Source organism: Clavibacter sepedonicus (assembly GCF_000069225.1).
Lineage (GTDB): Bacteria > Actinomycetota > Actinomycetes > Actinomycetales > Microbacteriaceae > Clavibacter > Clavibacter sepedonicus.
The window spans coordinates 110,548-136,794 of the sequence record NC_010407.1; the positions used below are offsets into that span (position 1 = coordinate 110,548).

At 72.6% G+C, this 26,247-nt stretch carries 25 protein-coding genes and 3 tRNA genes; 23 read left to right on the plus strand and 5 right to left on the minus strand.

Translation table 11 applies throughout. The features are described 5' to 3' along the window. Positions 1–26: 26 nt before the first annotated feature. A complete protein-coding gene (locus CMS_RS00460; protein WP_012297576.1) occupies positions 27–1,862 on the minus strand; it encodes a glycoside hydrolase family 15 protein in 1,836 nt (611 codons plus the stop codon). Positions 1,863–2,108: 246 nt separating this feature from the next. Between CMS_RS00460 and CMS_RS00465 the strand changes: the two genes are divergently transcribed. Beyond that, the gene (locus CMS_RS00465) at positions 2,109–2,642 is read left to right on the plus strand and encodes an O-acetyl-ADP-ribose deacetylase (RefSeq protein ID WP_012297577.1); all 534 of its coding nucleotides are present in this window, start codon (positions 2,109–2,111) and stop codon (positions 2,640–2,642) included. A gap of 67 nt (positions 2,643–2,709) precedes the next feature. On the opposite strand, the gene CMS_RS00470 is transcribed toward CMS_RS00465, so the two are convergent. The 3 genes from CMS_RS00470 to CMS_RS00480 all read right to left on the minus strand — a co-directional run bounded on the left by CMS_RS00470 (position 2,710) and on the right by CMS_RS00480 (position 3,045). Continuing rightward, positions 2,710–2,785: transfer RNA gene (locus CMS_RS00470), tRNA-Phe, on the minus strand. A gap of 69 nt (positions 2,786–2,854) precedes the next feature. Further along, a tRNA-Asp gene (locus tag CMS_RS00475) sits at positions 2,855–2,931 on the minus strand. Positions 2,932–2,969: 38 nt separating this feature from the next. Beyond that, positions 2,970–3,045 (minus strand) — tRNA-Glu (locus tag CMS_RS00480). A gap of 426 nt (positions 3,046–3,471) precedes the next feature. Here CMS_RS00480 and CMS_RS00485 point away from each other — a divergent pair. Then, complete coding sequence (locus tag CMS_RS00485) at positions 3,472–4,767, plus strand: peptidoglycan DD-metalloendopeptidase family protein (protein ID WP_041464794.1); 1,296 nt, start codon at positions 3,472–3,474, stop codon at positions 4,765–4,767. A 13-nt stretch (positions 4,768–4,780) separates the two neighbouring features. Continuing rightward, positions 4,781–6,175, plus strand: coding sequence for a C40 family peptidase (locus CMS_RS00490; protein WP_049791875.1), 1,395 nt, complete (start codon positions 4,781–4,783; stop codon positions 6,173–6,175). A 123-nt stretch (positions 6,176–6,298) separates the two neighbouring features. Here the strand turns inward: CMS_RS00490 and CMS_RS00495 are convergent, their stop codons facing one another. Then, positions 6,299–6,826 (minus strand): inorganic diphosphatase, encoded by a 528-nt coding sequence (locus CMS_RS00495; protein WP_012297580.1) that lies wholly within the window; start codon positions 6,824–6,826, stop codon positions 6,299–6,301. 54 nt (positions 6,827–6,880) lie between these two features. On the opposite strand from CMS_RS00495, the gene tilS reads away from it, so the two are divergent. From tilS to rplL, 20 genes are all read left to right on the plus strand, one after another. Further along, on the plus strand, positions 6,881–7,906 hold the full coding sequence (gene tilS, locus CMS_RS00500; RefSeq protein ID WP_012297581.1) for a tRNA lysidine(34) synthetase TilS: 1,026 nt from the start codon (positions 6,881–6,883) through the stop codon (positions 7,904–7,906). A 1-nt stretch (position 7,907) separates the two neighbouring features. Next, a complete protein-coding gene (gene hpt, locus CMS_RS00505) occupies positions 7,908–8,459 on the plus strand; it encodes a hypoxanthine phosphoribosyltransferase (RefSeq protein WP_012297582.1) in 552 nt (183 codons plus the stop codon). Between the two features lie 157 nt (positions 8,460–8,616). Beyond that, positions 8,617–10,617, plus strand: a complete 2,001-nt coding sequence (gene ftsH / locus CMS_RS00510) for an ATP-dependent zinc metalloprotease FtsH (protein WP_012297583.1) — start codon at positions 8,617–8,619, stop codon at positions 10,615–10,617. Between the two features lie 5 nt (positions 10,618–10,622). After that, positions 10,623–11,213 (plus strand): GTP cyclohydrolase I, encoded by a 591-nt coding sequence (gene folE, locus CMS_RS00515; RefSeq protein WP_012297584.1) that lies wholly within the window; start codon positions 10,623–10,625, stop codon positions 11,211–11,213. 32 nt (positions 11,214–11,245) lie between these two features. Next, complete coding sequence (gene folP, locus CMS_RS00520; RefSeq protein WP_041464795.1) at positions 11,246–12,085, plus strand: dihydropteroate synthase; 840 nt, start codon at positions 11,246–11,248, stop codon at positions 12,083–12,085. 4 nt (positions 12,086–12,089) lie between these two features. Continuing rightward, positions 12,090–12,800 carry a DUF3592 domain-containing protein gene (locus CMS_RS00525; RefSeq protein WP_012297586.1) on the plus strand — a complete coding sequence of 237 codons (711 nt, stop codon included), beginning with the start codon at positions 12,090–12,092 and terminating at the stop codon, positions 12,798–12,800. Next, the gene (gene folK / locus CMS_RS00530) at positions 12,794–13,717 is read left to right on the plus strand and encodes a 2-amino-4-hydroxy-6-hydroxymethyldihydropteridine diphosphokinase (protein ID WP_012297587.1); all 924 of its coding nucleotides are present in this window, start codon (positions 12,794–12,796) and stop codon (positions 13,715–13,717) included. The genes CMS_RS00525 and folK overlap by 7 nt, the downstream gene beginning before the upstream one ends. Continuing rightward, complete coding sequence (locus CMS_RS00535; protein WP_012297588.1) at positions 13,714–14,196, plus strand: DUF3180 domain-containing protein; 483 nt, start codon at positions 13,714–13,716, stop codon at positions 14,194–14,196. Before folK ends, CMS_RS00535 begins: the two co-directional genes overlap by 4 nt. Positions 14,197–14,246: 50 nt before the next feature. Then, on the plus strand, positions 14,247–14,735 hold the full coding sequence (locus CMS_RS00540; RefSeq protein ID WP_012297589.1) for a PH domain-containing protein: 489 nt from the start codon (positions 14,247–14,249) through the stop codon (positions 14,733–14,735). Beyond that, positions 14,732–16,597 carry a PH domain-containing protein gene (locus CMS_RS00545; protein ID WP_012297590.1) on the plus strand — a complete coding sequence of 622 codons (1,866 nt, stop codon included), beginning with the start codon at positions 14,732–14,734 and terminating at the stop codon, positions 16,595–16,597. Before CMS_RS00540 ends, CMS_RS00545 begins: the two co-directional genes overlap by 4 nt. Next, the gene (locus CMS_RS00550; RefSeq protein ID WP_012297591.1) at positions 16,594–17,355 is read left to right on the plus strand and encodes a Rossmann-like and DUF2520 domain-containing protein; all 762 of its coding nucleotides are present in this window, start codon (positions 16,594–16,596) and stop codon (positions 17,353–17,355) included. The genes CMS_RS00545 and CMS_RS00550 overlap by 4 nt, the downstream gene beginning before the upstream one ends. 42 nt (positions 17,356–17,397) lie before the next feature. Then, positions 17,398–18,276, plus strand: a complete 879-nt coding sequence (gene panC / locus CMS_RS00555; protein ID WP_012297592.1) for a pantoate--beta-alanine ligase — start codon at positions 17,398–17,400, stop codon at positions 18,274–18,276. Positions 18,277–18,391: 115 nt separating this feature from the next. Then, a complete protein-coding gene (gene lysS / locus CMS_RS00560; RefSeq protein WP_012297593.1) occupies positions 18,392–19,933 on the plus strand; it encodes a lysine--tRNA ligase in 1,542 nt (513 codons plus the stop codon). Positions 19,934–19,945: 12 nt separating this feature from the next. Then, positions 19,946–20,071 carry a hypothetical protein gene (locus CMS_RS18110; protein WP_012037540.1) on the plus strand — a complete coding sequence of 42 codons (126 nt, stop codon included), beginning with the start codon at positions 19,946–19,948 and terminating at the stop codon, positions 20,069–20,071. Between the two features lie 21 nt (positions 20,072–20,092). Beyond that, the gene (locus tag CMS_RS00565; protein ID WP_012297594.1) at positions 20,093–20,275 is read left to right on the plus strand and encodes a hypothetical protein; all 183 of its coding nucleotides are present in this window, start codon (positions 20,093–20,095) and stop codon (positions 20,273–20,275) included. A 161-nt stretch (positions 20,276–20,436) separates the two neighbouring features. Further along, complete coding sequence (locus CMS_RS00570; protein WP_012297595.1) at positions 20,437–22,947, plus strand: ATP-dependent Clp protease ATP-binding subunit; 2,511 nt, start codon at positions 20,437–20,439, stop codon at positions 22,945–22,947. Positions 22,948–23,107: 160 nt separating this feature from the next. Next, the gene (locus CMS_RS00575; protein WP_012297596.1) at positions 23,108–23,995 is read left to right on the plus strand and encodes an NAD-dependent epimerase/dehydratase family protein; all 888 of its coding nucleotides are present in this window, start codon (positions 23,108–23,110) and stop codon (positions 23,993–23,995) included. Then, entirely contained in the window at positions 23,992–24,969 is a 978-nt protein-coding gene (locus tag CMS_RS00580; protein WP_012297597.1) for an aldo/keto reductase, read from the plus strand. Before CMS_RS00575 ends, CMS_RS00580 begins: the two co-directional genes overlap by 4 nt. 301 nt (positions 24,970–25,270) lie before the next feature. Next, the gene (gene rplJ, locus CMS_RS00585) at positions 25,271–25,786 is read left to right on the plus strand and encodes a 50S ribosomal protein L10 (RefSeq protein ID WP_012037545.1); all 516 of its coding nucleotides are present in this window, start codon (positions 25,271–25,273) and stop codon (positions 25,784–25,786) included. A 74-nt stretch (positions 25,787–25,860) separates the two neighbouring features. After that, positions 25,861–26,244 carry a 50S ribosomal protein L7/L12 gene (rplL, locus tag CMS_RS00590; RefSeq protein ID WP_012037546.1) on the plus strand — a complete coding sequence of 128 codons (384 nt, stop codon included), beginning with the start codon at positions 25,861–25,863 and terminating at the stop codon, positions 26,242–26,244. Positions 26,245–26,247 lie beyond the last annotated feature (3 nt).

Here is a 26,247-nt window from a genome sequence, read left to right on the forward strand (position 1 = left end):
CCGGCTCCGGCGCGGACGGATCCCGCCTACCGCTTCGCGCGCGGCGTCCTGGTCGAGCGCTTCCGCCCTCCCGACAGCTCGTCGATCGTCAGCGCGGCGCTCACGAGCGCGAGGTGGCTGAGCCCCTGCGGCAGGTTGCCGAGGAACGCGTGGTCGTCGGCGTCGATCATCTCGGAGTACAGCCCGACGTCGTTGCCGAGGTCGACGAGCTGGTCCGTGAGCTCGCGCGCCTCGTCCATCCGCCCGACGCACGCGTAGGCGCCCGCCAACCAGAACGCGCACGCGGTGAACGTGCCCTCCTCCTCCGGCATGCCGGAGTAGCGGTACAGCAGCGGCCCGCGGCCGAGCTCCGGGCGCAGCGCGTCGAGCGTCGACGACATGTGCTCGCCGCGGTCGAAGCCCGAGACGGCGTGCAGCAGGATGCTCGCGTCGAGGCGCTGGCTGCCCGGGTGCATCACGTAGGCGCCGCGTCCCTCGTCCCAGCACTCCTCCTCGACCCAGGCGCGGATCCGGTCGCGCTCGGCACGCCACCGGTCCGGCACGCCGGGGATCTGGCCGAGCTCCGCGAGCTCGACCGCGCAGTCGAGCGCCTGCCAGCAGCCGAGCTTCGAGGTCGTGTAGTGCTGCTCGTCCTCGAGCTCCCACATCCCGGCGTCGCGCTTCTGCCACGAGTCGCACGTCCGGTCGGCGAACGTCGCGAGGAGGCGGCCGGTGTCGGCGTCGAGCACGTTGCCGTCGCGGACGTACGTGCGGACGACGTCGAAGAGGTCCCCGAACACGCCGAGCTGCAGCTGCGCCTGCGCGTCGTTGCCGTCGACGACGGGGCCGACGCCGCGCCAGCCCGGCACCTCCGGGTTCGAGCTGCCCTCGGGCACGCCGCCCTCCAGGGAGTAGAAGACGTGCAGGTCGGGGCCGTTGTCGCGGATCGTGCGGAGCATCCAGGAGACCGCCGCGTGCGTCTCCTCGCGCAGGCCGAACCGCACCAGCGCGTTCACCGTGTAGGCCAGGTCGCGCACCCAGGCGAAGCGGTAGTCCCAGTTCTTGCCGCCGCCCATGCGCTCGGGCAGCGAGGTCGTCGCGGCCGCGGCGATGGATCCGGTGGGCGCGTGCACGAGCAGCTTGAGCGCGAGCGCGCTGCGCTGCACGGCCTCGGCCCACTCGCCCTCGTACCGGAACTCGGCGCTCCAGCCCTCCCAGTTGCGGATCGTGCGGTCGATGCTCTCGTCCACGATCTCCGGGTTCGGGATCCGCACGGGCTCTCGCTCGGTCCCCACCATCGTGATGACGTGGCGCGATCCCTCCTTCGTCGTGAACGCGCCGGACACCGACTGCGTGCCGGGCTCCGCGGATCCGTGGTCGAGTCCGACGACCGCGAGCGTCACGCCGTCCACGCGGATGACGGGCCCGTTGTGCGTCGACTGCACCCACGGCGACGACGTGCCGAGCGCGGTGCCGGGGGCGACCAGCCAGCTCATGGCGACCTCACCCGTGAGCCCCTCGATCCGCCGGCCGAGCTCGGACCATGGCAGCCGCCCGGCGACGCCCGTGACGAGCGCGTCGGTCACGCGCACGCTGCCGGACGCGGTGGTGAAGGTGGTGGTGAGCACGTTGGTGCCGGGCACGTAGGCGCGCGTCACCTCGAACTCCTCGTCGGGCCGCAGCGTGATCCGCCCGCCGTGCGGGGCGTCGAGGATCGCGGCGAACGCGGGCGGGGTGTGCAGGTTCGGCAGCGGCAGCCAGTCGATGTCGCCGTCCTCCGCGATGAGCGCGACGGTGCGCCCGTCCCCGATGGCGGCGTAGCTGCGGAGCGCGACGTAGCCGTCGGTGCGCTCGGGTGCGGGGCGGGATGCGGGCGTTTCCATGGGACTCCTGTCGACGCCGGCAGGAGGGCACCGACCCCTCCAGTATCCCCGGGTCGCCTCCGCGCGACCGGGTCGTCGACCGCTCCGCCGGGAGTGCGGGCGAGAGGCCGCCAATCCGTTCTTCCCCGAGTTCCGAATCGTCCCGATGTGCCCGGAGCCCACCCGAACGGTTCCGGTCGCCGCCCGCCGGACAGCGCCGTCCGCGCGGGTCTCCCGCCCGGAGGCCACCCGGGCCAGGCTGGATCTATGACGCTCATCGAGGCCGTGCGCGGCGACATCACCCGGCAGGACGTCGACGCGATCGTGAACGCGGCGAACTCGTCGCTCCTCGGCGGCGGGGGAGTGGACGGCGCGATCCACCGCGCGGCCGGCCCGGAGCTGCTCGCCGCCTGCCGCCGCGTCCGCGCCGACGAGCTGCCTGACGGCCTGCCCGCGGGCGACGCGATCGCGACGCCCGGCTTCCGCCTGCCCGCGCGCCACGTGATCCACACGGTCGGCCCGGTCTGGTCCCGGTCCGACGACCGCACCGCGGTGCTCGCGAGCGCCTACCGCCGGTCGATCGAGGTGGCCTCTGCCCTCGGCATCCGCAGCGTCGCCTTCCCCGCGGTCTCGGCCGGGGTCTACGGCTGGCCGCTCGACGACGCGGCGCGCGTGGCGGTGGGCGCGGTGCGCGGAGCGGTGGCCGACGGCGCGGCGGAGGGCATCGAGCTCGTGCGCTTCGTGCTCTTCTCGGACGAGGTGCTCGCGGCCTTCGAGGGGGCGCTCGCGTCCGACGTCTGAGGAGCGGTGCGACACGGACCGGGGAAGACGGACGCCGGCCCTGCCGTCGAGGACGGGGACCGGCGAGTGGTGCCTGGACGCGGCGTCGATCCGCGGACCTTTCGATTTTCAGTCGAACGCTCTACCAACTGAGCTACCCAGGCGAGCGGGCGGCTTGCGAGAAGACGCCCACATCGGACAGAAGCCCTCTCGTGAGAGAGGGCTCGCATCCGTGGCGACCCTGACGGGACTTGAACCCGCGACCTCCGCCGTGACAGGGCGGCACGCTAACCAGCTGCGCTACAGGGCCTTGCATGTCGATCACATTGTGTTCCGAACCACACTGCCTGGTGACCCCAACGGGATTCGAACCCGTGTTAACGCCGTGAAAGGGCGCCGTCCTAGGCCACTAAACGATGGGGCCGCTCGCCCTGGCGGACCAGGTCTCGCAGCAACCGACACGTCAGCATAACCGCACTCCGGGCGAGGACTCAAATCGGCCGTCCCCGCGCGGGTCGCGGCCCCGCGGGCATGCGGATCGGGCGGCGTGTCGCCACCTCGCGCACGGCCTCCGCGAAGGGATCGCGGGCACCGTTCCCGAGCTCCTGCCAGGTTCGCGACACGGCCAGCGCGCTGCCGCGGTGTGCCCCATCCGCGGGGTTAGCCTTCGCTCGACCCTCCCGGGGAGGGGATCCCCCGTACGGATCCCCGCATCGGCGCGCTGTGCGTCGCGCACCCCCGTTGCTACTGTGAGAGCCGGTGAAGGCGTGACGGATGTGATCCGCGCTCCCCGCCGGCCCTGCAGGGAGGCGCAGCCGGCCAGCCGGGCGACACGATGATCGGGATCACCATGCACCATGACCTCCTCCGGAGCTCGCCCACCTCGGGCGCCAGACGACAGCGCCCGCGCGGCCGCCGCAGCCTCCAGGCGATCGTCGCCATCGCCGCCGTGCTCCTCACCGGGTCGATCGCGGCTCCCGCCCACGCCGACACCTTCGCCTCGTGGGACGACGTGCAGAAGGCCCGCGGCGACGAGCAGGCCCAGCAGGCGCTCGTGCAGCGCATCAACGACGAGATCGCGTCGCTCCAGCAGAAGGTCAGCGACGCGCAGGACCTCGTGGTCCAGCGCGGCGACGAGCACGACAAGGCGCAGCAGGCGGCGGATGACAAGCAGGCGGAGACGATCCTGCTCCAGCAGAGGGTCGACGAGGCTGCCGAGAAGGCCACCAAGTCCCAGGAGCAGGCGGCCGGCCTCGCCAAGCAGCTGATGCGGTCCGGCGGGCAGAACCTCTCCGGCACCCTCCTCCTCAGCGAGGGCGACGGCAGCGACGACCTCCTCGACAAGCTCGGCACCATGAGCAAGGTCGCCGAGAAGTCCGACCAGATCTACGCGATCGCGCTCCAGGACCGCAACGCCGCCAAGTCCCTCAGCGACCAGGCCCAGGTGGCGCTCACGGAGCTCGATGCGCTGAACGCGAAGGCCGAGCAGCTCCTCGAGGAGGCCGCCCAGGCGCAGCAGGACCTCGAGCAGGCGCTCGAGGACCAGAGCGCGCAGAAGGCGGACGCCGACGCGAAGCTCTCCGTCATCACCGAGAACCGCGAGGCCACCGAGGACGACTACCAGGCGGGCGTCCGCAAGCGCCAGGCCGACGCGGACGCACTCGCCGCGAGCCAGGGCGGCGCGGGAGGCGACGTCTCGCCCGGTGCCATCAGCTCATCCGGCTGGACCGCGCCGCTGCCGGGAGCCAGCACGAGCAGCTTCTTCGGGTACCGGATCCACCCGATCTACCACACCAAGATCATGCACGCGGGCGAGGACCTCGTCCGCGGGTACAGCTGCGGCGAGACCCAGTACGCGGCCCACTCGGGCACCGTGAGCTTCGCGGGCCGGAACGGCGGCTACGGCAACTACATCCGCATCGACCACGGCGGCGGCGTCTCCTCGGCCTACGGGCACATCATGGACGGCGGCACGCTCGTCCGCACCGGCCAGCAGGTCGTCGCGGGCCAGCCCATCGCCCGCACGGGAACCACGGGCGGCTCCACCGGGTGCCACCTCCACTTCGAGATCCGCATCGACGGGAACGCCGTCGACCCCGTGGCGTTCATGCACGGCCAGGGCGTCTCCATCACCAGCACGCATTGACATGAGGAACGACATGAACCACCTCCGCCCGACCACGGTCGTCATCTCCACGATCGCCGTGGGGGTGATCGCGGTGTCCAGCGGCGTCGCCGCCCAGACCGCGTTCGCCGCCACCGACTACCCCTCGTGGGCCGACGTGCAGGCGGCGAAGGCGAACCAGGCCGACACGCAGGCGGCCATCGACCGCGTGACCGAGCTGGTCACGGGCCTGCAGGAGTCCGCGGACCAGTCGAACAAGGCCGCGCTGATCGCCGGCGAGAAGTACGCCGAGGCGCAGGCCCTGCGCGACGCGAAGGCGGACGAGCTCGCGCGCCTGCAGAAGAAGGCCGACGAGGCGCAGGCCACGGCCCTCACCAGCCGGATGCGCGCCGGGCTCCTCGCGAGCCACCTCGCCCGAGCGGGCGGCCAGGACATCACCGCGAGCCTCTTCTCGTCCGACGGGGAGGACGCGGAGGAGCTGCTGCGCTCGCTCGGCACGATGTCGAAGCTGTCCGAGAGCACGCAGTCCGTGTACCAGCAGGCGCTCGCGGATCGCAACAGCGCCGCGTCGCTGAGCGACCAGGCGCAGGTCGCCAAGGACGATCTCGCCCGCCTCGCGGACGAGGCCCAGCAGGCTCTCGACGACGCGAACTCCGCCGCCGCGACCGCGCAGGCCGCGGTCACCGAGCAGACGCGCAACAGCGACCAGCTCATCGCGCAGCTCGCGCTCCTCAAGGACTCCACCGCGGAGATCGAGGCGCAGTACATCCAGAGCATCACGCAGCCGCCGATCCCCGCGGCCGCGGCGGCCCCGGCGGCCTCCTCCGGGTCCTCGTCCGGCGGCTCGTCCGGCGGGTCGTCGTCCGGCGGTGGCTCCTCATCCGGCGGCGGCGGCGGTGGTGCGTCGTCCGGTGGCGGTGGCGGATCCTCGTCCGGCGGCGGATCGAGCGCGCCCGCGCCCGCCCCCGCGCCCCAGCAGCCGGCCCCGCAGCAGCCGTCGCGTCCCGCGCCCGCCCCGGCGCCGGCTCCCGCTCCGGCGCCCGCGCCCTCCGGCAACGCCGCGCAGGTCGCCATCGGGTTCGCGAAGGCCCAGCTCGGCGAGTCCTACGTCCTCGGCGGTGCGGGCCCGAACGTGTGGGACTGCTCGGGCCTCGTGATGATGGCGTACCGCGCGGCGGGCATCGACGTCGGCAGCCACTCGGTGAGCAGCCAGTACGCCAAGATGCAGTCGCAGGGCCGCCTCGTCCCGTTCTCGCAGCGCCAGGCCGGCGACATCATCTTCTGGAACAGCGGTGGCGGCTTCTACCATGACGCCATCTCGCTCGGCGGGGACACCATCATCGCGGCGCCGAAGCCCGGCGACGTGGTGAAGATCCAGGGCCTCTGGGGCGGCAGCGACATCATGCCCTACGTCGGCCGACCCGGCTGATCCCGCCCGGCCGCAGCCGGCCCGGCTCCTCCGGACGGCACACGACGACGCCCGCCTCACCGCATCTGCTGCGGGGGCGGGCGTCGTCGTGTCAGCCGCGGGGGCTGGAGGGGGTGACCCGGATCAGGCGTCCTCGTCCGGCTCGCCGCCGTGGCCGTGGCCGTCGCCCTCGGCCTGGAGCTTCTCGAAGCCGGCCTGCACGATGCGCTCGGCCTCGGCCGCGTCGCCCCAGCCCTCGGTCTTGACCCACTTGCCGGGCTCGAGGTCCTTGTAGTGCTCGAAGAAGTGCTCGATCTCGTTGCGCGTCTGCTGCGGCACGTCGTCGATGTCCTGGATGTGGGCCCAGCGCGGGTCCTTCGCGGGGACGCCGATGACCTTGGAGTCGATGCCGGCCTCGTCGCTCATGTTGAAGACGCCCACGGGGCGGATGGCGACGCCGACGCCGGGGAAGACCGGGTACTCGAGGAGCACCAGCACGTCGACGGGGTCGCCGTCGAGGCCGAGCGTGTTCTCGAAGTAGCCGTAGTCGGTGGGGTAGACGAACGACGTGAAGAGCACGCGGTCCAGGTACACGCGGCCCGTCTCGTGGTCGACCTCGTACTTGTTGCGGGACCCCTTGGGGATTTCGACGACGACGTCGTAGCTGGCCATGCGCGTGCTCCTCGTGGTTCTGACGTGGGCGGATTGCTGCCATAACGTTAGTGGATGCCCTCCGAGCGCCCCCGTCTCACCCCCGCCGTCGCGGACCTCAGGCGGGCGGTCCGCGAGGCGCTCGCGACGCTCCCCGCGCAGCCGGCCGGTCCCGCCCTCGTCGCCCTCTCCGGCGGCGCCGACTCGCTCGCGCTGGCCGCGGCGGCCGCGTTCGAGGGGCCGCGCGCGGGCGTCGCCGTGGGCGCCGTCGTCGTCGACCACGGGCTGCAGGACGGATCCGCCGACGTCGCCGCCCGCGCCGCCGATGCCGCGCGCGCTCTCGGCCTCGCGCCGGTCGTCGTGACGCGCGTGCGGGTGGACAGGAGCGCGTCCGGCCCCGAGGCCGCCGCCCGCGCCGCCCGCTACGCCGCGTTCGACGACGCGCTCCGGGCGACCGGATCCCGCGCGCTGCTCCTCGCCCACACTCTCGACGACCAGGCCGAGACCGTGCTGCTCGGGCTCGCCCGGGGATCCGGCGCCGCCAGCCTGCACGGCATGGCGCGGTCGACGCCCGCGCGCACGGCCGGCGCCGTCCACCTGCGGCCGCTGCTCGGGATCCGCGCGGCCATCACGCGCGCGGCGTGCGCCGACCAGGGCCTCGACCCGTGGCAGGACCCGCACAACGCCGACCCCTCCTACGCCCGCGTCCGCGTCCGCCACGACGTGCTGCCCGTGCTCGAACGCGAGCTCGGCCCCGGGATCGCCGTGGCCCTCGCCCGCACGGCCGACCAGCTGCGCGAGGACGACGACGCGCTCGAGCACTTCGCCGCCGAGATGGTCGAGGAGATCGCGGACCACGCCGAGGCGGGCATCTCCCTCGAGGTGGCCTCGCTCCTCGCCGCGCCGCCCGCGCTGCGGCACCGGCTGATCCGGCTCGCCGCGCGCGAGGAGTTCGCGGCGCACCTCTCGCGGACGCACGTCCTGGAGGTCGCGCGGCTCGTCACCGACTGGCACGGGCAGGGGCCGGTCGACCTGCCGGGCGTTAGGGTTCTACGCAAGGACGAGCTCATCGTCCTCAGCGCCAGGACGACGGAAGAGTGACATGAGATCCACCGACATCGCCGACGACCTGACCGAGGTCCTCCACACCCAGGAGGAGATCCACGGCCGCATCGCCGAGATGTGCCGCGAGATCGAGCGCGACAACCCGGGGGAGGACCTGCTCCTCGTGGGCGTGCTGAAGGGCGCGGTCATGGTCATGGCCGACCTCGCGCGCGAGCTCGCGCTTCCCATCCACATGGACTGGATGGCGGTCAGCTCCTACGGCTCCGGCACCAAGTCGAGCGGCGTCGTCCGCATCCTCAAGGACCTCGACGCCGACCTCACCGGCCGCCGCGTGCTCATCGTCGAGGACATCATCGACTCCGGCCTCACGCTCTCCTGGCTGCTGGCGAACCTGCGCTCCCGCGGCGCCGCGAGCGTCGAGGTGTGCGCCCTGCTGCGCAAGCCCGAGGCCGCGAAGATCGCCGTCGACGTGAAGTACGTGGGCTTCGAGATCCCGGACGACTTCGTGGTCGGCTACGGCCTCGACTACGCCGAGCGGTACCGCAACCTCCGCGACGTGGCGATCCTCGCGCCGCACGTCTACAGCTGACGCGCGCCGCTCCTCCCATCCGCCTCTTCGCCGGCGCACGTTCGGCTGGCGGCGAACACCACGGCCACGCTCAGACGGCCGCTTGTATCCTCGAGACATCTCGTCGCCGTACGGCGCGGCACGGGCAGAAAGGTGTCGGGCCCGCGCCCCTACGCTCATGAACTTCAAGAAACTCCTCCGCAGCCCGATCCTCATCGTCGTCCTCGCCATCGTCGTGGTGTCGGTGGGCTTCAGCCTCATCACCGGATCCGGCTACAAGACCATCACCACGCAGCACGGCCTCGAGCTGATCCAGGACGGCAAGGTCGCCTCCGCCAAGATCATCGACGGCGAGCAGCGCGTGGACCTCACGCTCGCGAGCGCCGACGGCGACAACGGCACCATGGTGCAGTTCAACTACGTCGCGCAGCGCGGCGGCGAGATCGTCTCCGCCATCACGACCGCGAACCCCGCCGAGGGCTTCGACGACCAGGTGCCCCAACCGAGCTGGTTGCTGTCGGCGTTCAGCATCCTGCTGCCGCTGCTGCTCATCGGCTTCTTCATCTGGATCATGTTCTCCGGCATGCAGGGCGGCGGGAACCGCGTCATGCAGTTCGGCAAGTCGAAGGCGAAGCTCGCCTCCAAGGACTCGCCGAAGGTCACGTTCGCGGACGTCGCCGGGGCGGACGAGGCCATCGAGGAGCTCGAGGAGATCAAGGACTTCCTCAAGGAGCCCGCCAAGTTCCAGGCCGTCGGCGCCCGCATCCCCAAGGGCGTGCTGCTGTACGGCCCTCCCGGCACCGGCAAGACGCTCCTCGCGCGCGCCGTCGCGGGTGAGGCGGGCGTGCCCTTCTACTCGATCTCCGGATCCGACTTCGTCGAGATGTTCGTGGGCGTCGGCGCGAGCCGTGTGCGCGACCTCTTCGAGCAGGCCAAGCAGAACGCGCCGGCCATCATCTTCGTCGACGAGATCGACGCGGTCGGCCGCCACCGCGGTGCCGGCGTCGGCGGCGGCAACGACGAGCGCGAGCAGACGCTCAACCAGCTCCTGGTGGAGATGGACGGCTTCGACGTCAAGACCAACGTCATCCTCATCGCGGCCACCAACCGGCCCGACGTGCTCGACCCCGCGCTCCTGCGCCCCGGCCGCTTCGACCGCCAGATCGGCGTCGATGCCCCCGACCTGCAGGGCCGCAAGCAGATCCTCGAGGTGCACGGGCGCGGCAAGCCGCTCGCCGCGGGCGTCGACCTCGAGGTCCTCGCGCGGAAGACCCCGGGCTTCACCGGCGCCGACCTCGCCAACGTCCTCAACGAGGCCGCGCTCCTCACGGCGCGCTCCAACGCGCAGCTGATCGACGACCGTGCCCTCGACGAGGCCGTCGACCGCGTCATGGCCGGCCCCCAGCGCCGCAGCCGCATCATGCGCGACCACGAGAAGCTCATCACCGCGTACCACGAGGGCGGCCACGCGCTCGCGGCGGCGGCCATGAACAACACGGATCCCGTCACGAAGGTCACGATCCTGCCGCGCGGCCGCGCCCTCGGCTACACGATGGTGCTGCCGCTGGAGGACAAGTACTCCGTCACCCGCAACGAGCTGCTCGACCAGCTGACGTACGCCATGGGCGGCCGCGTCGCGGAGGAGATCGTGTTCCACGACCCCACCACGGGCGCGTCGAACGACATCGAGAAGGCCACGTCGACCGCGCGTCGCATGGTCACCGAGTACGGCATGAGCGCCAAGATCGGATCCGTGAAGCTCGGCTCCAGCTCCGGCGAGCCGTTCCTCGGCCGCGACCTCGGCGGCAGCCGCGACTACTCGGAGGACATGGCCCTCACGGTCGACGCCGAGGTGCGCGCGCTCCTCGACGGCGCGCACGACGAGGCGTGGCAGGTCATCAACGACAACCGCGACGTGCTCGACCGCCTGGCCACCGAGCTGCTCGAGAAGGAGACGCTCGACCACGACCAGCTCGCGGCGATCTTCGCGGACGTGAAGAAGCTGCCGCCGCGCCCGCAGTGGCTCTCGAGCGACAAGCGCCCGCTGTCCGACCTGCCTCCCGTGCCCATGCCGCAGAAGGCGCCCATCGACCAGGGCGTCGTCGACGGCGCGGTCGACTCGGAGCCGCCGGCCGGCAAGCCGAAGCGCTCGCCCTTCCCGCGTCCCGCGACGGCGTGACCTGAGTGGGCGTCGACCGGGCGCGCATCGAGGCGGCCGTGGCCGAGCTGATCCTCGCGATCGGCGAGGACCCCGCCCGGGAGGGTCTCGCGACCACCCCGGCGCGCGTGGCCGAGGCCTACGGCGAGTTCTTCGCGGGCGTCGGCGCGGATCCGCTCCGGCACCTCCAGGAGACGTTCCCGCTGCCCGAGACGGACGCGGCCCCGCAGCCCGTCATCGTGACGGGCATCGCGTTCCGCTCCATCTGCGAGCACCACCTGCTGCCGTTCACCGGCGTCGCCCACCTGGCCTACGTGCCGGGGGAGCGGATCGTCGGCCTCGGCCGCCTGCCGCGCGTGGTCGACGACCTCGCCTCCCGCCCGCAGATGCAGGAGCGGCTGGGCGAGCAGATCGCCGAGGCGCTCGAGCACGGCCTCGGGGCGCGCGGCGTCGCCGTGATCCTCGACGCGGCGCACGGCTGCGTCACCGCGCGCGGCACTCGGCAGGCCGGCAGCACGACCATCACCATCGCGGCGCGCGGATCGCTCGCGGAGCCGGCGGCGCGCGCCGAGGTGCTCGCGCTGCTGCCCGCGGCGTCCGGGCGGGACCGGCCGTGACCACGACTCCGCCCGTCGCGCGCACGCTCGTGATGGGGATCCTCAACGCCACGCCCGACTCGTTCAGCGACGGCGGACGCCACCTCGCCCTCGACGACGCGCTCGCGCACGCCCGACGGATGGTCGCTGCGGGCGCGGACCTCGTCGACGTGGGCGGGGAGTCCACCCGTCCGGGTGCCGCGCGCGTCGACGCAGCGGAGGAGCGGGCGCGCGTCGTGCCCGTGGTCCGCGAGCTCGCCGCGGAGGGGATCGCCGTGAGCGTCGACACCATGCGCGCCGCGACCGCGGAGGCCTGCGTCGCCGTCGGGGCGCGGATCGTCAACGACGTGTCCGGCGGTCTCGCGGATCCGGGCATGGCCGCGGTCGTCGCCGGCGCCGACGTCGACTACGTGGCGATGCACTGGCGCGGCCACAGCGACATGATGGCCGCGCGCGCGACGTACGCCGACACCGTGGGCGAGGTGCGCGACGAGCTGCTCGCGCGCATCGACGCGCTCGTGGCCGCGGGGCTGGATCCCGCCCGCGTCATCCTCGACCCTGGTCTCGGCTTCGCGAAGGACGCCGCGCACGACTGGCAGCTGCTCGGATCCCTCGACGCGCTCACGGGCCTCGGCCACCGCGTGCTCGTGGGCGCGTCCCGCAAGCGCTTCCTCGGACGGCTGCTGCCGGAGGGTGCGGGCGTCGAGGACCGCGACGTGCCGACCGCGGTCGTCAGCGCGCTCTCCGCACGAGCGGGGGCGTGGGCCGTGCGCGTGCACGACGTCGCGTCCACCCGCGCCGCGATCGGGGTCGAGGCGGCGTGGGCGCGCGGCCGGGCCGAGGCGCTCGACGCCGCATCCGCCGGGTGGTCCGCCGCCGGTCTGTCAGAGTAGGAGCATGAGCGCCGTGAGCCAGGACCGTGTCGTCGTCGCCCCGCAGGCGGTGCTCGTCCGCACCGCGGTCGCCGCGCTCGTCGCCTCCGTGATCCTCGGCGTCGGCCTGACCGTCCCGGCCGACCTCGCCGCCGACTCGGGCGCCGCGGTCGTCGTGGCGAAGGTCGTGGCCATCGTGCTCGGGTTGATCGGCTCGCTCGGCAGCGCCTACGCATCCGTCGTGCTGCTGTCTCCCGTGCTCACCACCGTCGGCGCCCTGCTCTGGCCGACCGCCGTCGTGCTGCTCGGCACGCCGCTCGGCATCGTGTGCGCCCTCGCCTTCGCGCCGGTCGCCCCCGAGGGCGACGCGTCGGACCCCGTCCTCGCGCTGGTCGCCGCCGTGCTCGCGGTCCTCGGGATCGCCGCCGCGATCGCCTGCGCCGTCGTCCAGCGCCGCGTCGCGCGCCTCGCCGCCAACGCCCGCCGCGTGACCGAGACCGGCCGCCGGACCGCCGCGATCGTCACAGCCGTGCAGCGCCTCGACGGATCCGGCGACGCCGTCCGCGCGCGCCTCACGGTCGCCTTCACCGACGCCGACGGCCGCGACCACCACGTCACGCGCACCGTGACGACGGCCGATCGCCTGCTCCCTGCCGTCGGCGGCAAGCTGCCGCTCTGGTACGACCCGGCCGACCCGGGCGACCTCCCCTCCATCGTCGTGGGCCGCTCATGGTGACGGGCCTCCCGACCGACCGCATCCTCCTCACCGGCCTCCGCGTGCACGCCCACCACGGCGTCTTCGCCGAGGAGCGCCGCGACGGCCAGCCGTTCGTGATCGACCTCGAGGTCGCCCTCGACCTCGCGCCCGCGGGCGGCAGCGACGAGCTCGGCCGCACGCTGCACTACGGCGAGCTGGCCGACGAGGTCGCCGCGGCGGCCGAGCGCGATCCGGTCGACCTCATCGAGACGCTCGCCGAGCGCGTCGCGGGCGTCGTGCTCGCGCATCCCGTCGCGCGGTGGGTCCGCGTCACGGTGCACAAGCCGGACGCGCCGATCGCGGTGCCGTTCGACGACGTGGCCGTCGTGATCGAGCGGGCGTCCGCGCTGCCGGCGCCGGGGGAGACCGTGCGCGCGGTCGTGGCCGTCGGATCCAACCTCGGCGACCGGCGGGCGACCATCGAGCGCGCGCTGGCCCTAATCGACGAGGTGCCCGGCCTCCGCGTCGTGCGCTCCTCGGATCTCGTGGAGTCGGTCGCTGTGACGCCCGCGGGGGAGGACCCGACGAAGCCCGGCTACCTCAACGGCGTCGTGCTGGTGGACGCGGCGATCGGCCCGCACGCGCTGCTCGACGCGCTGGCCGGGATCGAGCGCGACCTCGGCCGCGTGCGCGCGGAGCGCTGGGGCGACCGGACGATCGACCTCGACGTCGTCGCGCACGGCGATGCGCGGATCCACGACGACCGCCTCACGCTGCCCCACCCGCGCGCCGCCGAGCGCGCGTTCGTGCTCGCCCCGTGGCTGCAGGCGGATCCCGACGCGGAGCTGCCCGGCCGCGGCCGCGTGGACGCGCTGCTCGCGGCGCTCGAGCCCGACGCCGCCGATCCGGCCGCCGCCGCGGTCCCCGCCGCCTCCGCCGCGGAGGCACGCGCATGACCCGCACGCGCTCCACCACCCTCATCGCCCTCCTCATCGCCGGCGCGGCCGTCGGCTGGTTCGCCGAGAACGCGCTCCTCATGAGCGGGCGCGCGCTCCTCATCCCGCCGCTCACGCTCGGGGCGACGCTCCTCATCATCGGCATCGTGCTGCTCGCGCTCGCCCGCCCCATCCGCCGCTCGACGCTCGGCCGCACGCCCGGCCGCGTCGACCCGTTCCGTGCCACGCGCGTCGTGCTGCTGGCCAAGGCGTCGGCGCTCGCGGGGGCGCTGCTCACCGGCGTCACCGGGGGAGTGCTGGCCTTCGTGCTGGCCCGGCCCGTGCTGCCCGGCGCGTCCTCCGTGGGGCTCGCGGTGGCCGGTACGGTGGGAGCCGTCGTCCTCCTCGTCGCCGGGCTGGTCGCCGAGCACTGGTGCACGGTCCCGCCCGACGACCGGGACGACTCGCGCCCCGGGGATCCGGCGCGCGAGCTCTCGTAGGACCCCGCGGCACCACCGCCCGCGGGAACCGCAGCACCCAGAGGAGCACCGTGACCCCGAACGTCGACCCGCACGGCGTCTCCTGGCGCCGCGTCTCCCCGCGCCTCGTCGGCGTCGAGCTGGTGGGCGGCGTGATCACCGCCCTCGTGCTCGGCGGCATCGCGGCGTTCCTCTTCGCTGTCGACGCGCCGCGCTGGCTGCCGATCGTGCTGGGCGCCGCCGCGCTCGTCGAGCTGGTGGTGACGCTCGTGATCGTCCCGCGGCGCGTGCGGGCGATGGGGTACCAGCTGCGCGACGACGACCTCGTCTTCCGCCGCGGCATCATGTGGACCCGCATCGTCGCCGTGCCGTACGGCCGGATGCAGCTCGTCGACATCACGCGCGGCCCCGTCGGCCGCGTGCTCGGCCTCGCCGACCTCAAGCTCGTGACCGCGGCGGCCGCGGCGAGCATCCAGATCCCCGGGCTCACGAACGCCGACGCCGAGGAGCTCCGCGACCGGCTGGTGGCCCTCGCCGAGACGCGCCGGGCCGGGCTGTGAGCGATCCGACGCCCGAGGATCCGGCGGCCGGCCCGCCCGCCGCCGCGCCCGCCGGGTCCGCACCCGGACCGGGATCCGCCGCCGTCCCCGCGGCCGAGGCCCTCATCGCGGAGGAGCTGACCGACGGCGACTGGCACCGCCTCCACCCCGCCACGCCCGTGCTCCGCGGCGGTGTCCTCTTCATCGTCGCGATCGGCTTCCTCGTCTCGTCCCTGCGCGAGCAGCTCGTGGAGCAGTTCGTGCCCGGCCAGCGGCGGGACGGCGAGCAGGACCTCATCCCGATGCTGGTGGAGACCGGCAGCCTCATCTGGGTGATCGTCGCCCTCCTCGCCTTCACCGTGCTCGCCGTCGGCGTCTCCTACCTCTCGTGGCGGATGCACACGTTCCGCGTCACCGAGGAGACCGTCGAGGTGCGCAGCGGCATCGTCTCCCGCACCAACCGGCGGGCCCGGCTCGACCGGATCCAGGGCGTCAACATCGTGCGCCCGCTCATCGCGCGGCTCATCGGCGCGGCCAAGCTCGAGATTCAGGTCGCGGGCAACGACGCCAACCTGCCGCTGCAGTACCTCCGCTCGCGCGACGCGGACGCGTTCCGCCTGCGCGTGCTGCGGCTCGCGTCGGGCGCGCGGGCCGACGCGGCCGGATCCCGTCCCGCGGCCCGCGCCGCGGTCGGCGGCACCGCGCGCGGCTTCGTCGGATCCCGCGTCGACGACTTCCTCGCGCCCGAGCTCGACCCGGACGCCGCGCCGCCCCAGTCCGTCGTGCGCATCCCGGTCCCGCGCCTCGTCGGTGCCGTGCTCCTCTCGGCGCCCACGGTCGTGCTCGTGCTGTTCGTGGCGGTCGGGATCCCGCTCATCGTCCGCTTCGAGGCCTGGTACCTGCTCGTGCCGCTGCTGCCGATGCTGCTGGGATCCGCCGGCTTCTTCGTGCGCCGCATCACGCGCTCGCTCCGCTACAGCGTGGCCGGCACGCCCGACGGCGTCCGGGTCGGGTTCGGCCTGCTCTCGACGAGCAACGACACCATCCCGCCCGGCCGGATCCACGCGGTCGAGGTCGTCCAGCCGCTGCTCTGGCGCGCGTCCGGCTGGTGGGAGATCCGCATCACGCGCGCCTCGCACTCCTCGTCGCCGGGCGCCGCGGGCCAGCAGAACACGTCGATCCTCCCGGTGGGCGACCGCCGGGACGTCGACCGCGTCCTCGGCCTCGTCCTGCCCGACCTCGTGGGCGAGCAGGCACTCCGGCTCGTCGCCGTCGGCATGACCGGCCGCGGCGGGGAGGACGACGGCTTCACCACGTCGCCGCGCCGGGCGTGGATCCTCAAGCCCTTCTCCTGGCGCCGCACGGGCTTCGCGGTCGACGCGTCCGCGTTCCTCGTCCGCCGCGGCATGATCTGGCGCCGCCTCGTCATCGTCCCGCACGCCCGCACGCAGGGGGTGGACCTCACGCAGGGTCCCATCGACCGCCGCCTCGACCTCGTCTCGGTGCGCGCCGCGACGGTCGCCGGACCCGTGGACACGCGGCTCGGCGCCATCGACCGCGCCACGGGCATGGAGCTGTCGACCCGGCTGGTCGCGGCCGCCGTGGCATCGGCCCGGTCCGACACGTCCGCGCACTGGGGCGCCGAGGCCGCGAGCTGGCCGGCGCCGGGATCCGCGTCGGCCGCGGCTGCTGCAGCGCCGGCCGCCGCCGCGCCCGCACCTGAACCCGCACCGCCGGCCCCCGCCGCACCCGCACCCGCGCCGTCGCCCGGCCCCGTCGACGCACCGCGCGACCCCACCCCCACCCCCACCCCCGACGCCGCGTGGCCGCCCCCGGCCGCCGACGCGCCGCGCCACCGATCCGCCCCCGAGGACCCCGCATGACCGCCCCGTCCCAGCGCTCCGGCCGCCTCGGCGTGGGCATCGTCGGCGCGGGTCACGTCGGCCCCGTCCTCGGCGCGGCCCTCGCGGGCGCCGGTCACGCGATCACCGGCATCTCCGCCGTCTCCGCGGCCAGCCGCGAGCGCGCGGAGGCGATGCTGCCGGGCGTCCCGGTCCTCGAGATCCCCGACCTCATCGAGCGGAGCGAGCTCGTGATCCTCGCCGTCCCCGACGCCGAGCTCCCCGGCCTCGTCGCGGGCCTCGCCGCCACGGGCGCCTGGCAAGCCGGTCAGCTCGTCGTGCACACGTCGGCGGCGCACGGGATCCAGGTGCTCGCGCCCGCGTTCGCATCCGGCATCATCCCGCTCGCCATCCATCCCGCGATGTCGTTCACCGGCACGAGCATGGACCTCAGCCGCATGGTCGACAGCTGGTTCGCCGTCACCGCGCCCGCGCCCGTGCTCCCCATCGCCCAGGTCCTCGTGGTGGAGATGGGCGGCGAGCCCGTCGTCGTGGAGGAGCGCGACCGCCCGGCGTACGCGGAGGCCATCGCGACCGCCACCACGTTCTCCACCGCGATCGTCGACCAGGCCGCCGGCCTCCTCGCGGGCATCGGCGTGGAGGAGCCCGGCCGCGTGCTCGGCCCCCTCATCCGCTCGGCCGTCGACGACGCGCTCCGCCGTTCCTCCCCGGCGGGCGGCGCGCGCCTCACCTCCGGCGACGTGCCGCTGCCGACGGACGAGGGTCCCGCCGCGCACTAACCTGTCGTGTCCGCGTCCCGAGCCCCCGAGGAGCACCACGGCATGACGATCCCCGCGCCCACCGTCGTCACCGGCATCGCCGAGCTGCGCGCCCGCGTCCGCGACCACCGGGCCGCGCGCACCGCGGCGGGCGAGGCACCCGTCGTCGTCCTCGTCCCCACCATGGGCGCGCTGCACGAGGGCCACCTGGCGCACGCCCGCCGCGCCCGCGAGCTCGGCTCCCTCGTCGTCGTCTCGATCTTCGTCAACCCCCTGCAGTTCGGCGCGGGCGAGGACCTCGACGCCTACCCGCGCACGCTCGACGCCGACGTCGCCGCGCTCGCCGAGACCGGCGTCGACCTCGTCTTCGCGCCCTCCGCGGCCGAGATGTACCCGGACGGCCCCGCGCGCATCCGCGTCACGGGCGGATCCGTCGCCCTCACGCTCGAGGGCCGCTCCCGCCCCGGCCACTTCGACGGCATGCTCACCGTCGTCGCGAAGCTCCTGCACATCATCGCCCCCGACGTCGCCACCTTCGGCCGCAAGGACGCGCAGCAGCTCCACCTCGTGCGCCGCATGGTGCGCGACCTCGACCTGCCCGTCCGCATCGAGGACCTGGAGACGGTGCGCGAGCCCGACGGCCTCGCCCTCTCCAGCCGCAACCGCTACCTCGACGATCGCGAGCGCCGCGCCGCCCGCGTCATCCCGGCCGCGCTCGAGGCCGCGCAGAGCGCCGGATCCCGCGGCATCGACGCCGTCATCGCCGCCGCCCAGTCCGTGGTGATGGGGGAGCCCGCCGTCGCGCTCGACTACTTCCAGGTGGTGGATCCCGCCAGCTTCGCGTCCGTCGACGACGGCTTCCGGGGCGTCGCCCTGGCCGTCATCGCCGCCCGGGTCGGGAGCACGCGCCTCATCGACAACGAGACCGTCGTCATCGCCTGACGCCGCGGCGCATCCGATCCGCGGGCGTGCCCCGGCCCCGCCCGCACCTGCGAGAATCGACGGGAGGCCGCTCGGCCGCCCCACGAAACCACGACCCGCGAGGATCCGCCCGCACATGACCGACAGCCCCGGAACGCCCGCGACGCCCGAGACCGCCCCCGCTCCCGCCGTGGAGGGATCCGCCGAGGACGTCGCCGAGCAGAAGGCCGTGCGCCTCGCCAAGCGCGCCCGCCTCAACGCGCAGGGCGGCCCCGGCGAGGGCGCGTACCCCGTGCAGGTCCCGGTCACCACCACCATCCCGGCCGTCCGCGCCGAGCACGGCCACCTCGAGCCCGGTGAGGAGACCGACCACGTCGTCGGCATCGCGGGCCGCGTCGTCCACTTCCGCAACACCGGCAAGCTCTGCTTCGCCACGCTCCAGGCCGGCGACGGCACGCGCATCCAGGCCATGATCTCGCTGGCCGAGGTCGGCGACGAGGCCCTCGCCGCGTGGAAGGAGCTCGTCGACCTCGGCGACCACGTCTTCGTCGGCGGCCGCGTCATCGCGAGCCGGAAGGGCGAGCTGTCGATCATGGCGTCCGAGTGGCGCATCGCCTCGAAGGCCCTGCTGCCGCTGCCGAACCTCCACTCCGAGCTCTCGGACGAGACGCGCGTCCGCAGCCGCTACCTCGACCTCATCGTCCGCGATCAGGCCCGCAAGAACGTGCTCGACCGCGCGAAGGTCAACGCCTCCATGCGCGAGACGTTCCGGCAGCGCGGCTACGTCGAGGTCGAGACGCCCATGCTGCAGGTGATGCACGGCGGCGCGTCCGCCCGCCCGTTCGTCACGCACTCCAACGCCTTCGACACCGAGATGTACCTCCGCATCGCGCCGGAGCTGTACCTCAAGCGGGCCGTGGTCGGCGGCATCGACCGCGTCTTCGAGATCAACCGCAACTTCCGCAACGAGGGCGCCGACTCCACCCACAGCCCGGAGTTCGCGATGCTCGAGGCGTACGAGGCCTACGGCGACTACACCTCCATCGCCGAGCTCACCCAGACGCTCGTGCAGGACGCGGCCATGGCGGTCGCCGGCAGCCACGTCGTCACGTGGGCCGACGGCACCGACTACGACCTCGGCGGCGAGTGGGACCGCATCTCGATGTACGCGTCGCTGAGCGAGGCGGCGGGGATCGAGATCACGCCGGCCACGAGCGTCGACGAGCTGCAGGCCATCGCCGACCGCGAGGGCGTCGACGTCCACCTCAGCACGCACGGCAAGCTCGTCGAGGAGCTGTGGGAGCACTTCGTGAAGGGCTCGCTCGAGCGCCCCACCTTCGTCCTCGACTTCCCCGTCGAGACGTCGCCGCTTACGCGCGCGCACCGCTCCATCGAGGGCGTCGTCGAGAAGTGGGACCTCTACATCCGCGGCTTCGAGCTGGCCACCGGCTACTCCGAGCTCGTGGATCCCGTCGTGCAGCGCGAGCGCTTCGTCGACCAGGCCCGCCAGTTGGCGCGCGGCGACGACGAGGCCATGCCGCTCGACGAGGAGTTCCTCCGTGCCCTCGAGCACGGCATGCCGCCGTCGGGCGGCATGGGCATGGGGGTCGACCGGCTCCTCATGGCCATCACCGGTCTCGGCATCCGCGAGACCATCCTGTTCCCCCTAGTGAAGTAGAAGTAGGCGACCATGCCATTAGGCCCCGACGGCTCGAACCCGAAGAAGCCCACCACCGCGCGCTACGCCCTCTGGATCATCGTGGGCGGCATCGCCGTCGTCATGATCGGCCAGGGCGTCTACGGCATCCTCACCTAGAGCGCGGCGTATCCTCATCACATGGATGATTTCTGGGCGAGCGCGATCTGGTCGATCCTCCCCACCCTCGGCGTGGGCCTGATCTTCTGGTTCATCATGCGCGCGGTCATCCAGGCGGACAAGCAGGAGCGCAAGGCCTACGCCGCCATCGAGGCGAAGGAGCGCGCCCGCATGGGCGTGCCCGCGCCCGACGCCGACCTCTAGGGCCTGCCGCCGACCCCGGGCGGCCCCTCCCGCGGAGCCCGATCCGCCGCACTGCGCATCGCGTCACGCCCACGGCGAACAGGGGCATGCACTCGTCGAACCCGTCGTTACTCTCTACATATCGGCGCCGGCCCCCTGCCCCGGTGCCCAGGGAGATACAGATGTTCGAGAGATTCACCGACCGCGCTCGTCGCGTCGTCGTCCTGGCCCAAGAAGAGGCCAAGATGCTCAACCACAACTACATCGGGACCGAGCACATCCTGCTCGGACTCATCCACGAGGGCGAAGGCGTGGCCGCCAAGGCCCTGGAGTCGCTCGGCATCTCCCTCGATGCCGTCCGCGAACAGGTCCAGGACATCATCGGCCAGGGCCAGCAGCAGCCCACGGGTCACATCCCGTTCACGCCGCGCGCGAAGAAGGTCCTGGAGCTGTCGCTCCGCGAGGCCCTCCAGCTCGGCCACAACTACATCGGCACCGAGCACATCCTGCTCGGCCTGATCCGCGAGGGCGAGGGCGTCGCCGCCCAGGTGCTCGTCAAGCTCGGCGCCGACCTCAACCGCGTGCGCCAGCAGGTCATCCAGCTCCTGTCCGGATACCAGGGCAAGGAGGCGGTCGCCGTCGGCGGCGAGGCGCAGCAGAGCCAGCAGGCTGGCTCCACGGTCCTCGACCAGTTCGGGCGCAACCTCACGCAGGCGGCGCGCGACGGCAAGCTCGACCCCGTCATCGGCCGCGAGAAGGAGATCGAGCGCGTGATGCAGATCCTGTCGCGCCGCTCCAAGAACAACCCCGTCCTCATCGGCGAGCCCGGCGTCGGCAAGACCGCCGTCGTCGAGGGCCTGGCGCAGGCCATCGTCAAGGGCGACGTCCCGGAGACGCTGAAGGACAAGCAGCTCTACACGCTCGACCTCGGCTCGCTCATCGCCGGGTCCCGCTACCGGGGCGACTTCGAGGAGCGCCTCAAGAAGGTCACCAAGGAGATCCGCACGCGCGGCGACATCATCACCTTCATCGACGAGATCCACACCCTCGTCGGCGCGGGCGCCGCCGAGGGCGCGATCGACGCGGCCAGCATCCTCAAGCCGCTCCTCGCGCGCGGCGAGCTGCAGACCATCGGCGCCACCACGCTGGATGAGTACCGCAAGCACTTCGAGAAGGACGCGGCCCTCGAGCGCCGCTTCCAGCCCATCCAGGTGCAGGAGCCCTCGCTGCCCCACACCATCAACATCCTCAAGGGCCTGCGCGACCGCTACGAGGCGTTCCACAAGGTGTCCATCACCGATGGCGCCATCGTCTCGGCCGCGAACCTGGCGGACCGCTACATCGCGGACCGCTTCCTGCCCGACAAGGCCATCGACCTGATCGACGAGGCCGGCGCGCGCCTGCGCCTCTCGATCCTGTCGGCGCCACCGGAGCTCCGCGAGTTCGACGAGCGCATCTCCACGGTCCGCGTGGCCAAGGAGACCGCCATCGAGGACCAGGACTTCGAGAAGGCCGCGAGCCTGCGCGACGAGGAGAAGAACCTCCTGGGCGAGCGCCTCCGGCTCGAGAAGCAGTGGCGCTCGGGCGACGTCCGCACCACCGCCGAGGTCGACGAGGGCCTGATCGCCGAGGTCCTGGCCCAGGCCACGGGCATCCCCGTGTTCAAGCTCACGGAGGAGGAGTCCTCGCGCCTCGTCTTCATGGAGAAGGCCCTGCACCAGCGGGTCATCGGCCAGGAGGAGGCCATCTCGGCCCTGTCCAAGACCATCCGCCGCACCCGCGCCGGGCTGAAGGACCCCCGTCGTCCCTCGGGGTCGTTCATCTTCGCCGGCCCCACGGGCGTCGGCAAGACGGAGCTCGCGAAGGCGCTGGCGGAGTTCCTCTTCGACGACGAGGACGCCCTCATCTCGCTCGACATGAGCGAGTACGGCGAGAAGCACACCGTGAGCCGCCTCTTCGGCGCCCCTCCCGGATTCGTCGGCTTCGAGGAGGGCGGCCAGCTCACCGAGAAGGTGCGCCGCAAGCCGTTCTCCGTGGTGCTCTTCGACGAGATCGAGAAGGCCCACCCGGACATCTTCAACTCGCTGCTCCAGATCCTGGAGGAGGGACGCCTGACGGATGGCCAGGGCCGCGTGGTCGACTTCAAGAACACGGTCATCATCATGACCACCAACCTCGGCACCAAGGACATCACGGGCGCCCCGGTCGGGTTCCAGGTCGAGAACAACGCCGCGAACTCCTACGAGCGCATGAAGGGCAAGGTCAGCGAGGAGCTGAAGAAGAACTTCAAGCCCGAGTTCCTCAACCGCGTGGACGACACCATCGTGTTCCCGCAGCTGTCGAAGCCCGAGCTGCTCCAGATCGTCGACCTGTTCGTGAAGCGCCTGTCGGACCGCATGATGGACCGCGACCTCACGATCACGCTCGAGACCGCCGCGAAGGAGCGCCTCATCGAGGTCGGCTTCGACCCGTCGCTCGGCGCGCGGCCCCTCCGCCGCGCGGTGCAGCACGAGATCGAGGACCGCCTGTCGGAGCGCATCCTGCAGGGCGAGCTCAACGCGGGCGACCACGTGCACGTGGACTACGTGGACGACCAGTTCACGTTCGTCACCACGCAGCGCGAGGGCATCTCGGTCGCGGCCGGGATCGGCACGGGGACCGGCACGCCGGACCTCGCCATCACCAGCGAGTAGCGCGCAGCACGACCACCACGGCCCGTCGTCCCCGAGAGGGGGCGGCGGGCCGTCGTCGAGTCCGCGGGCTGCGGGTGTCCTCCATCCCGCTGTCGCCTCCTCGGGCGGCGGGCCAGGATGGACTTCGGGCGGAACCGCCCCACTAAGGAGATGCCACCTGATGAGAATCGCCGTCACCGGAGGCTCGGGGAAGCTCGGCCGCCACGTCGTCGCCGACCTGCGCGCCCACGGACACGAGGTCACCAACATCGACCAGGTGGGGGAGCGCGGATCGGGCTACGTCCGTGTCGACACCACCGACTACGGGCAGGTGGTGGACGCGCTGTTCGGCGTCCAGGACCTGCACGAGGGGTTCGACGCCATCGTGCACCTCGCCGCGATCCCGGCCCCCGCGATCCTGAGCGACGTGGCCACGTTCCACAACAACATGCTCACGAGCTTCAACGTCTTCCAGGCCGCGCGCCGGGCGGGCATCAAGAAGGTCGTCTACGCATCCAGCGAGACCGTGCTCGGGCTCCCGTTCGACGTGCCGCCGCCGTACATCCCCGTCGACGAGGAGTACCCGGCGCAGCCGAACAGCACCTACTCGCTCGTGAAGCACCTCGAGGAGCAGATGGCCATCGAGCTGTGCCGCTGGGATCCGGAGCTGCAGGTCACGGCGCTCCGCTTCTCCAACGTCATGGACGTCGACGACTACGACGGGTTCCCCGGGTTCGACGACGACGCGCTCGCGCGCAAGTGGAACCTGTGGGGCTACATCGACGGCCGTGACGGCGCCCAGGCCGTGCGCAAGGCGCTCGAGCACGACGCCCCGGGCTTCGACCGCTTCATCGTCGCCAACGCCGATACCGTGATGAGCCGCTCGTCCGCCGAGCTCGCCGCCGAGGTCTTCCCCGGTGTCGAGGTCACGAAGGAGCTGGGCGAGCACGAGACGCTGCTGTCCATCGACAAGGCCCGCCGGATCCTCGGCTACGCGCCCGAGCACACCTGGCGCGACCATGCGCCGGCCGACGCGGGCGACGACCCGGTCGCGGGGCACCCCTCATGAGGTATGTCCGCCTGGGCAGCACCGGCACCGAGGTCTCCGCGATCGCGCTCGGCTGCATGAGCTACGGCGAGCCGACGCGCGGCGGCCACGCGTGGACGCTCGGCGAGGAGGACTCGATCCCGCTCATCCGCCGCGCGGTCGAGCTCGGGATCACCTTCTTCGACACGGCGAACGTGTACTCCGACGGGTCGTGCGAGGAGATCACCGGCCGCGCGCTGAAGGCGATGACGAAGCGCGAGGAGGTCGTCATCGCGACCAAGGTGCACGGCGCGATGGGGGAGGGGCCGAACTCGCGCGGCCTGTCCCGGAAGCACATCATGTGGCAGATCGACGAGAGCCTCCGGCGGCTCGGGACCGACTACGTGGACCTGTACCAGATCCACCGCTTCGACCCGGCGACCCCGCTCGAGGAGACGCTCGAGGCGCTCGACGACCTCGTGCGCGTCGGCAAGGTCCGCTACATCGGCGCCTCGTCCATGGACGCCTGGCGGTTCTCGAAGGCGCTGCACCTGCAGCGGGCGAATGGATGGGCGCGCTTCGTCACGATGCAGGACCACTACAACCTCGTGAACCGCGAGGAGGAGCGAGAGATGCTCCCCCTGTGCGCCGACGAGGGCGTGGGATCCCTGCCGTGGAGCCCGCTCGCCCGCGGCCGCCTCACCCGCGACTGGGACGCGTCCACCGCCCGCAGCGAGACGGACGAGTTCGGGAAGACGCTCTACGCGGCCCAGGAGGACTCGGACCGCCGGGTCGCCGCCGCGGTGGCCGAGGTCGCCGAGGCGCGCGGTGTCCCGCGGGCGCAGGTCGCCCTCGCGTGGGTGTCGCGGAACCCGGTCGTCACGGCGCCCATTGTGGGCGGCACGAAGGTGGCGCACATCGAGGACGCCGTCGCGTCGCTGGACATCGAGCTGACGGCCGACGAGGTCGCCCGGCTCGAGGAGCACTACGTGCCGCACGCGGTCGTCGGCTACTAGCCGCCTCGGGACCGCCCGCGCCCGCCGACTTGCGCGGGCGGTCCCGCATCACCTAACCTGAACGGAGCCACAGACCGCTGGTCGTCGTCGTGACCCCGCGAGGGGATGCGCCGGACGAAGGTTCACTCAGGTGAAGGCCCGCGCAGGTGATCGAAGCACGATGCAGCGCATGCCCTGAGGGCCTGCGCGACACTCCCGCTCCGGCCTCCTGTGCCGGAGCGTTTCTCATGTGTGCAGCCGGGGGCTGCCAGCACCTCGCACCGCTTCCGCGGTGTCGGGGAACCACGTGATAAGGAGTGCCATGGCGAACAAGGAAGCCTCGGTCGCCGAGCTCGCGGAGAAGTTCCGCAGCTCGAACGCCGTACTGCTCACCGAGTACCGCGGTCTCACCGTTGCCCAGCTCAAGCAGCTGCGGAAGAGCATCAGTGCAGACGCGACCTACGCCGTGGTGAAGAACACGCTGACCAAGATCGCGGCGAACCAGGCGGGGATCTCGTCGTTCGACGACGAGCTCGTCGGCCCGTCCGCGATCGCGTTCGTGCACGGCGACACCGTCGCCGTCGCGAAGGCTCTGCGCACCTTCACCAAGGCCAACCCTCTTCTCGTCGTGAAGGGCGGTTACTTCGACGGCAACCCCCTGACGGCGGACGAGGTGAACAAGCTCGCCGACCTCGAGTCGCGGGAGGTGCTGCTGGGCAAGCTCGCCGGCGCCTTCAAGGCCTCGCTCTTCGGCGCGGCGTACCTGTTCAACGCACCGCTCTCGCAGGCCGTACGCACCGTCGAGGCGCTGCGCGAGAAGCAGGAATCGGCTCAGTAGCACCCCTCGGGTCCCGTTCCCGGGGCGCGATGCACTGATCCACCAGACACCACACCAACCCAAGGAGAATCACCATGGCAAAGCTCTCTAACGACGAGCTCATCGAGGCCTTCAAGGAGCTCACGCTCATCGAGCTCAGCGACTTCGTCAAGAAGTTCGAGGAGGTCTTCGAGGTCACCGCCGCGGCGCCCGTCGCCGCTGCCGCCGCCCCCGGCGCCGCTGCACCCGCCGAGGAGGTCGAGGAGAAGACCGCGTTCGACGTCATCCTCGAGGCCGCCGGCGACAAGAAGATCCAGGTCATCAAGGAGGTGCGCGCCCTCACGAGCCTCGGTCTCGGCGAGGCGAAGGCGCTCGTCGACGGAGCCCCCAAGGCCGTCCTGGAGGGCGCCAACAAGGAGGCCGCCGACAAGGCCAAGGCGCAGCTCGAGGCCGCGGGCGCGACGGTCACCGTCAAGTAGCTC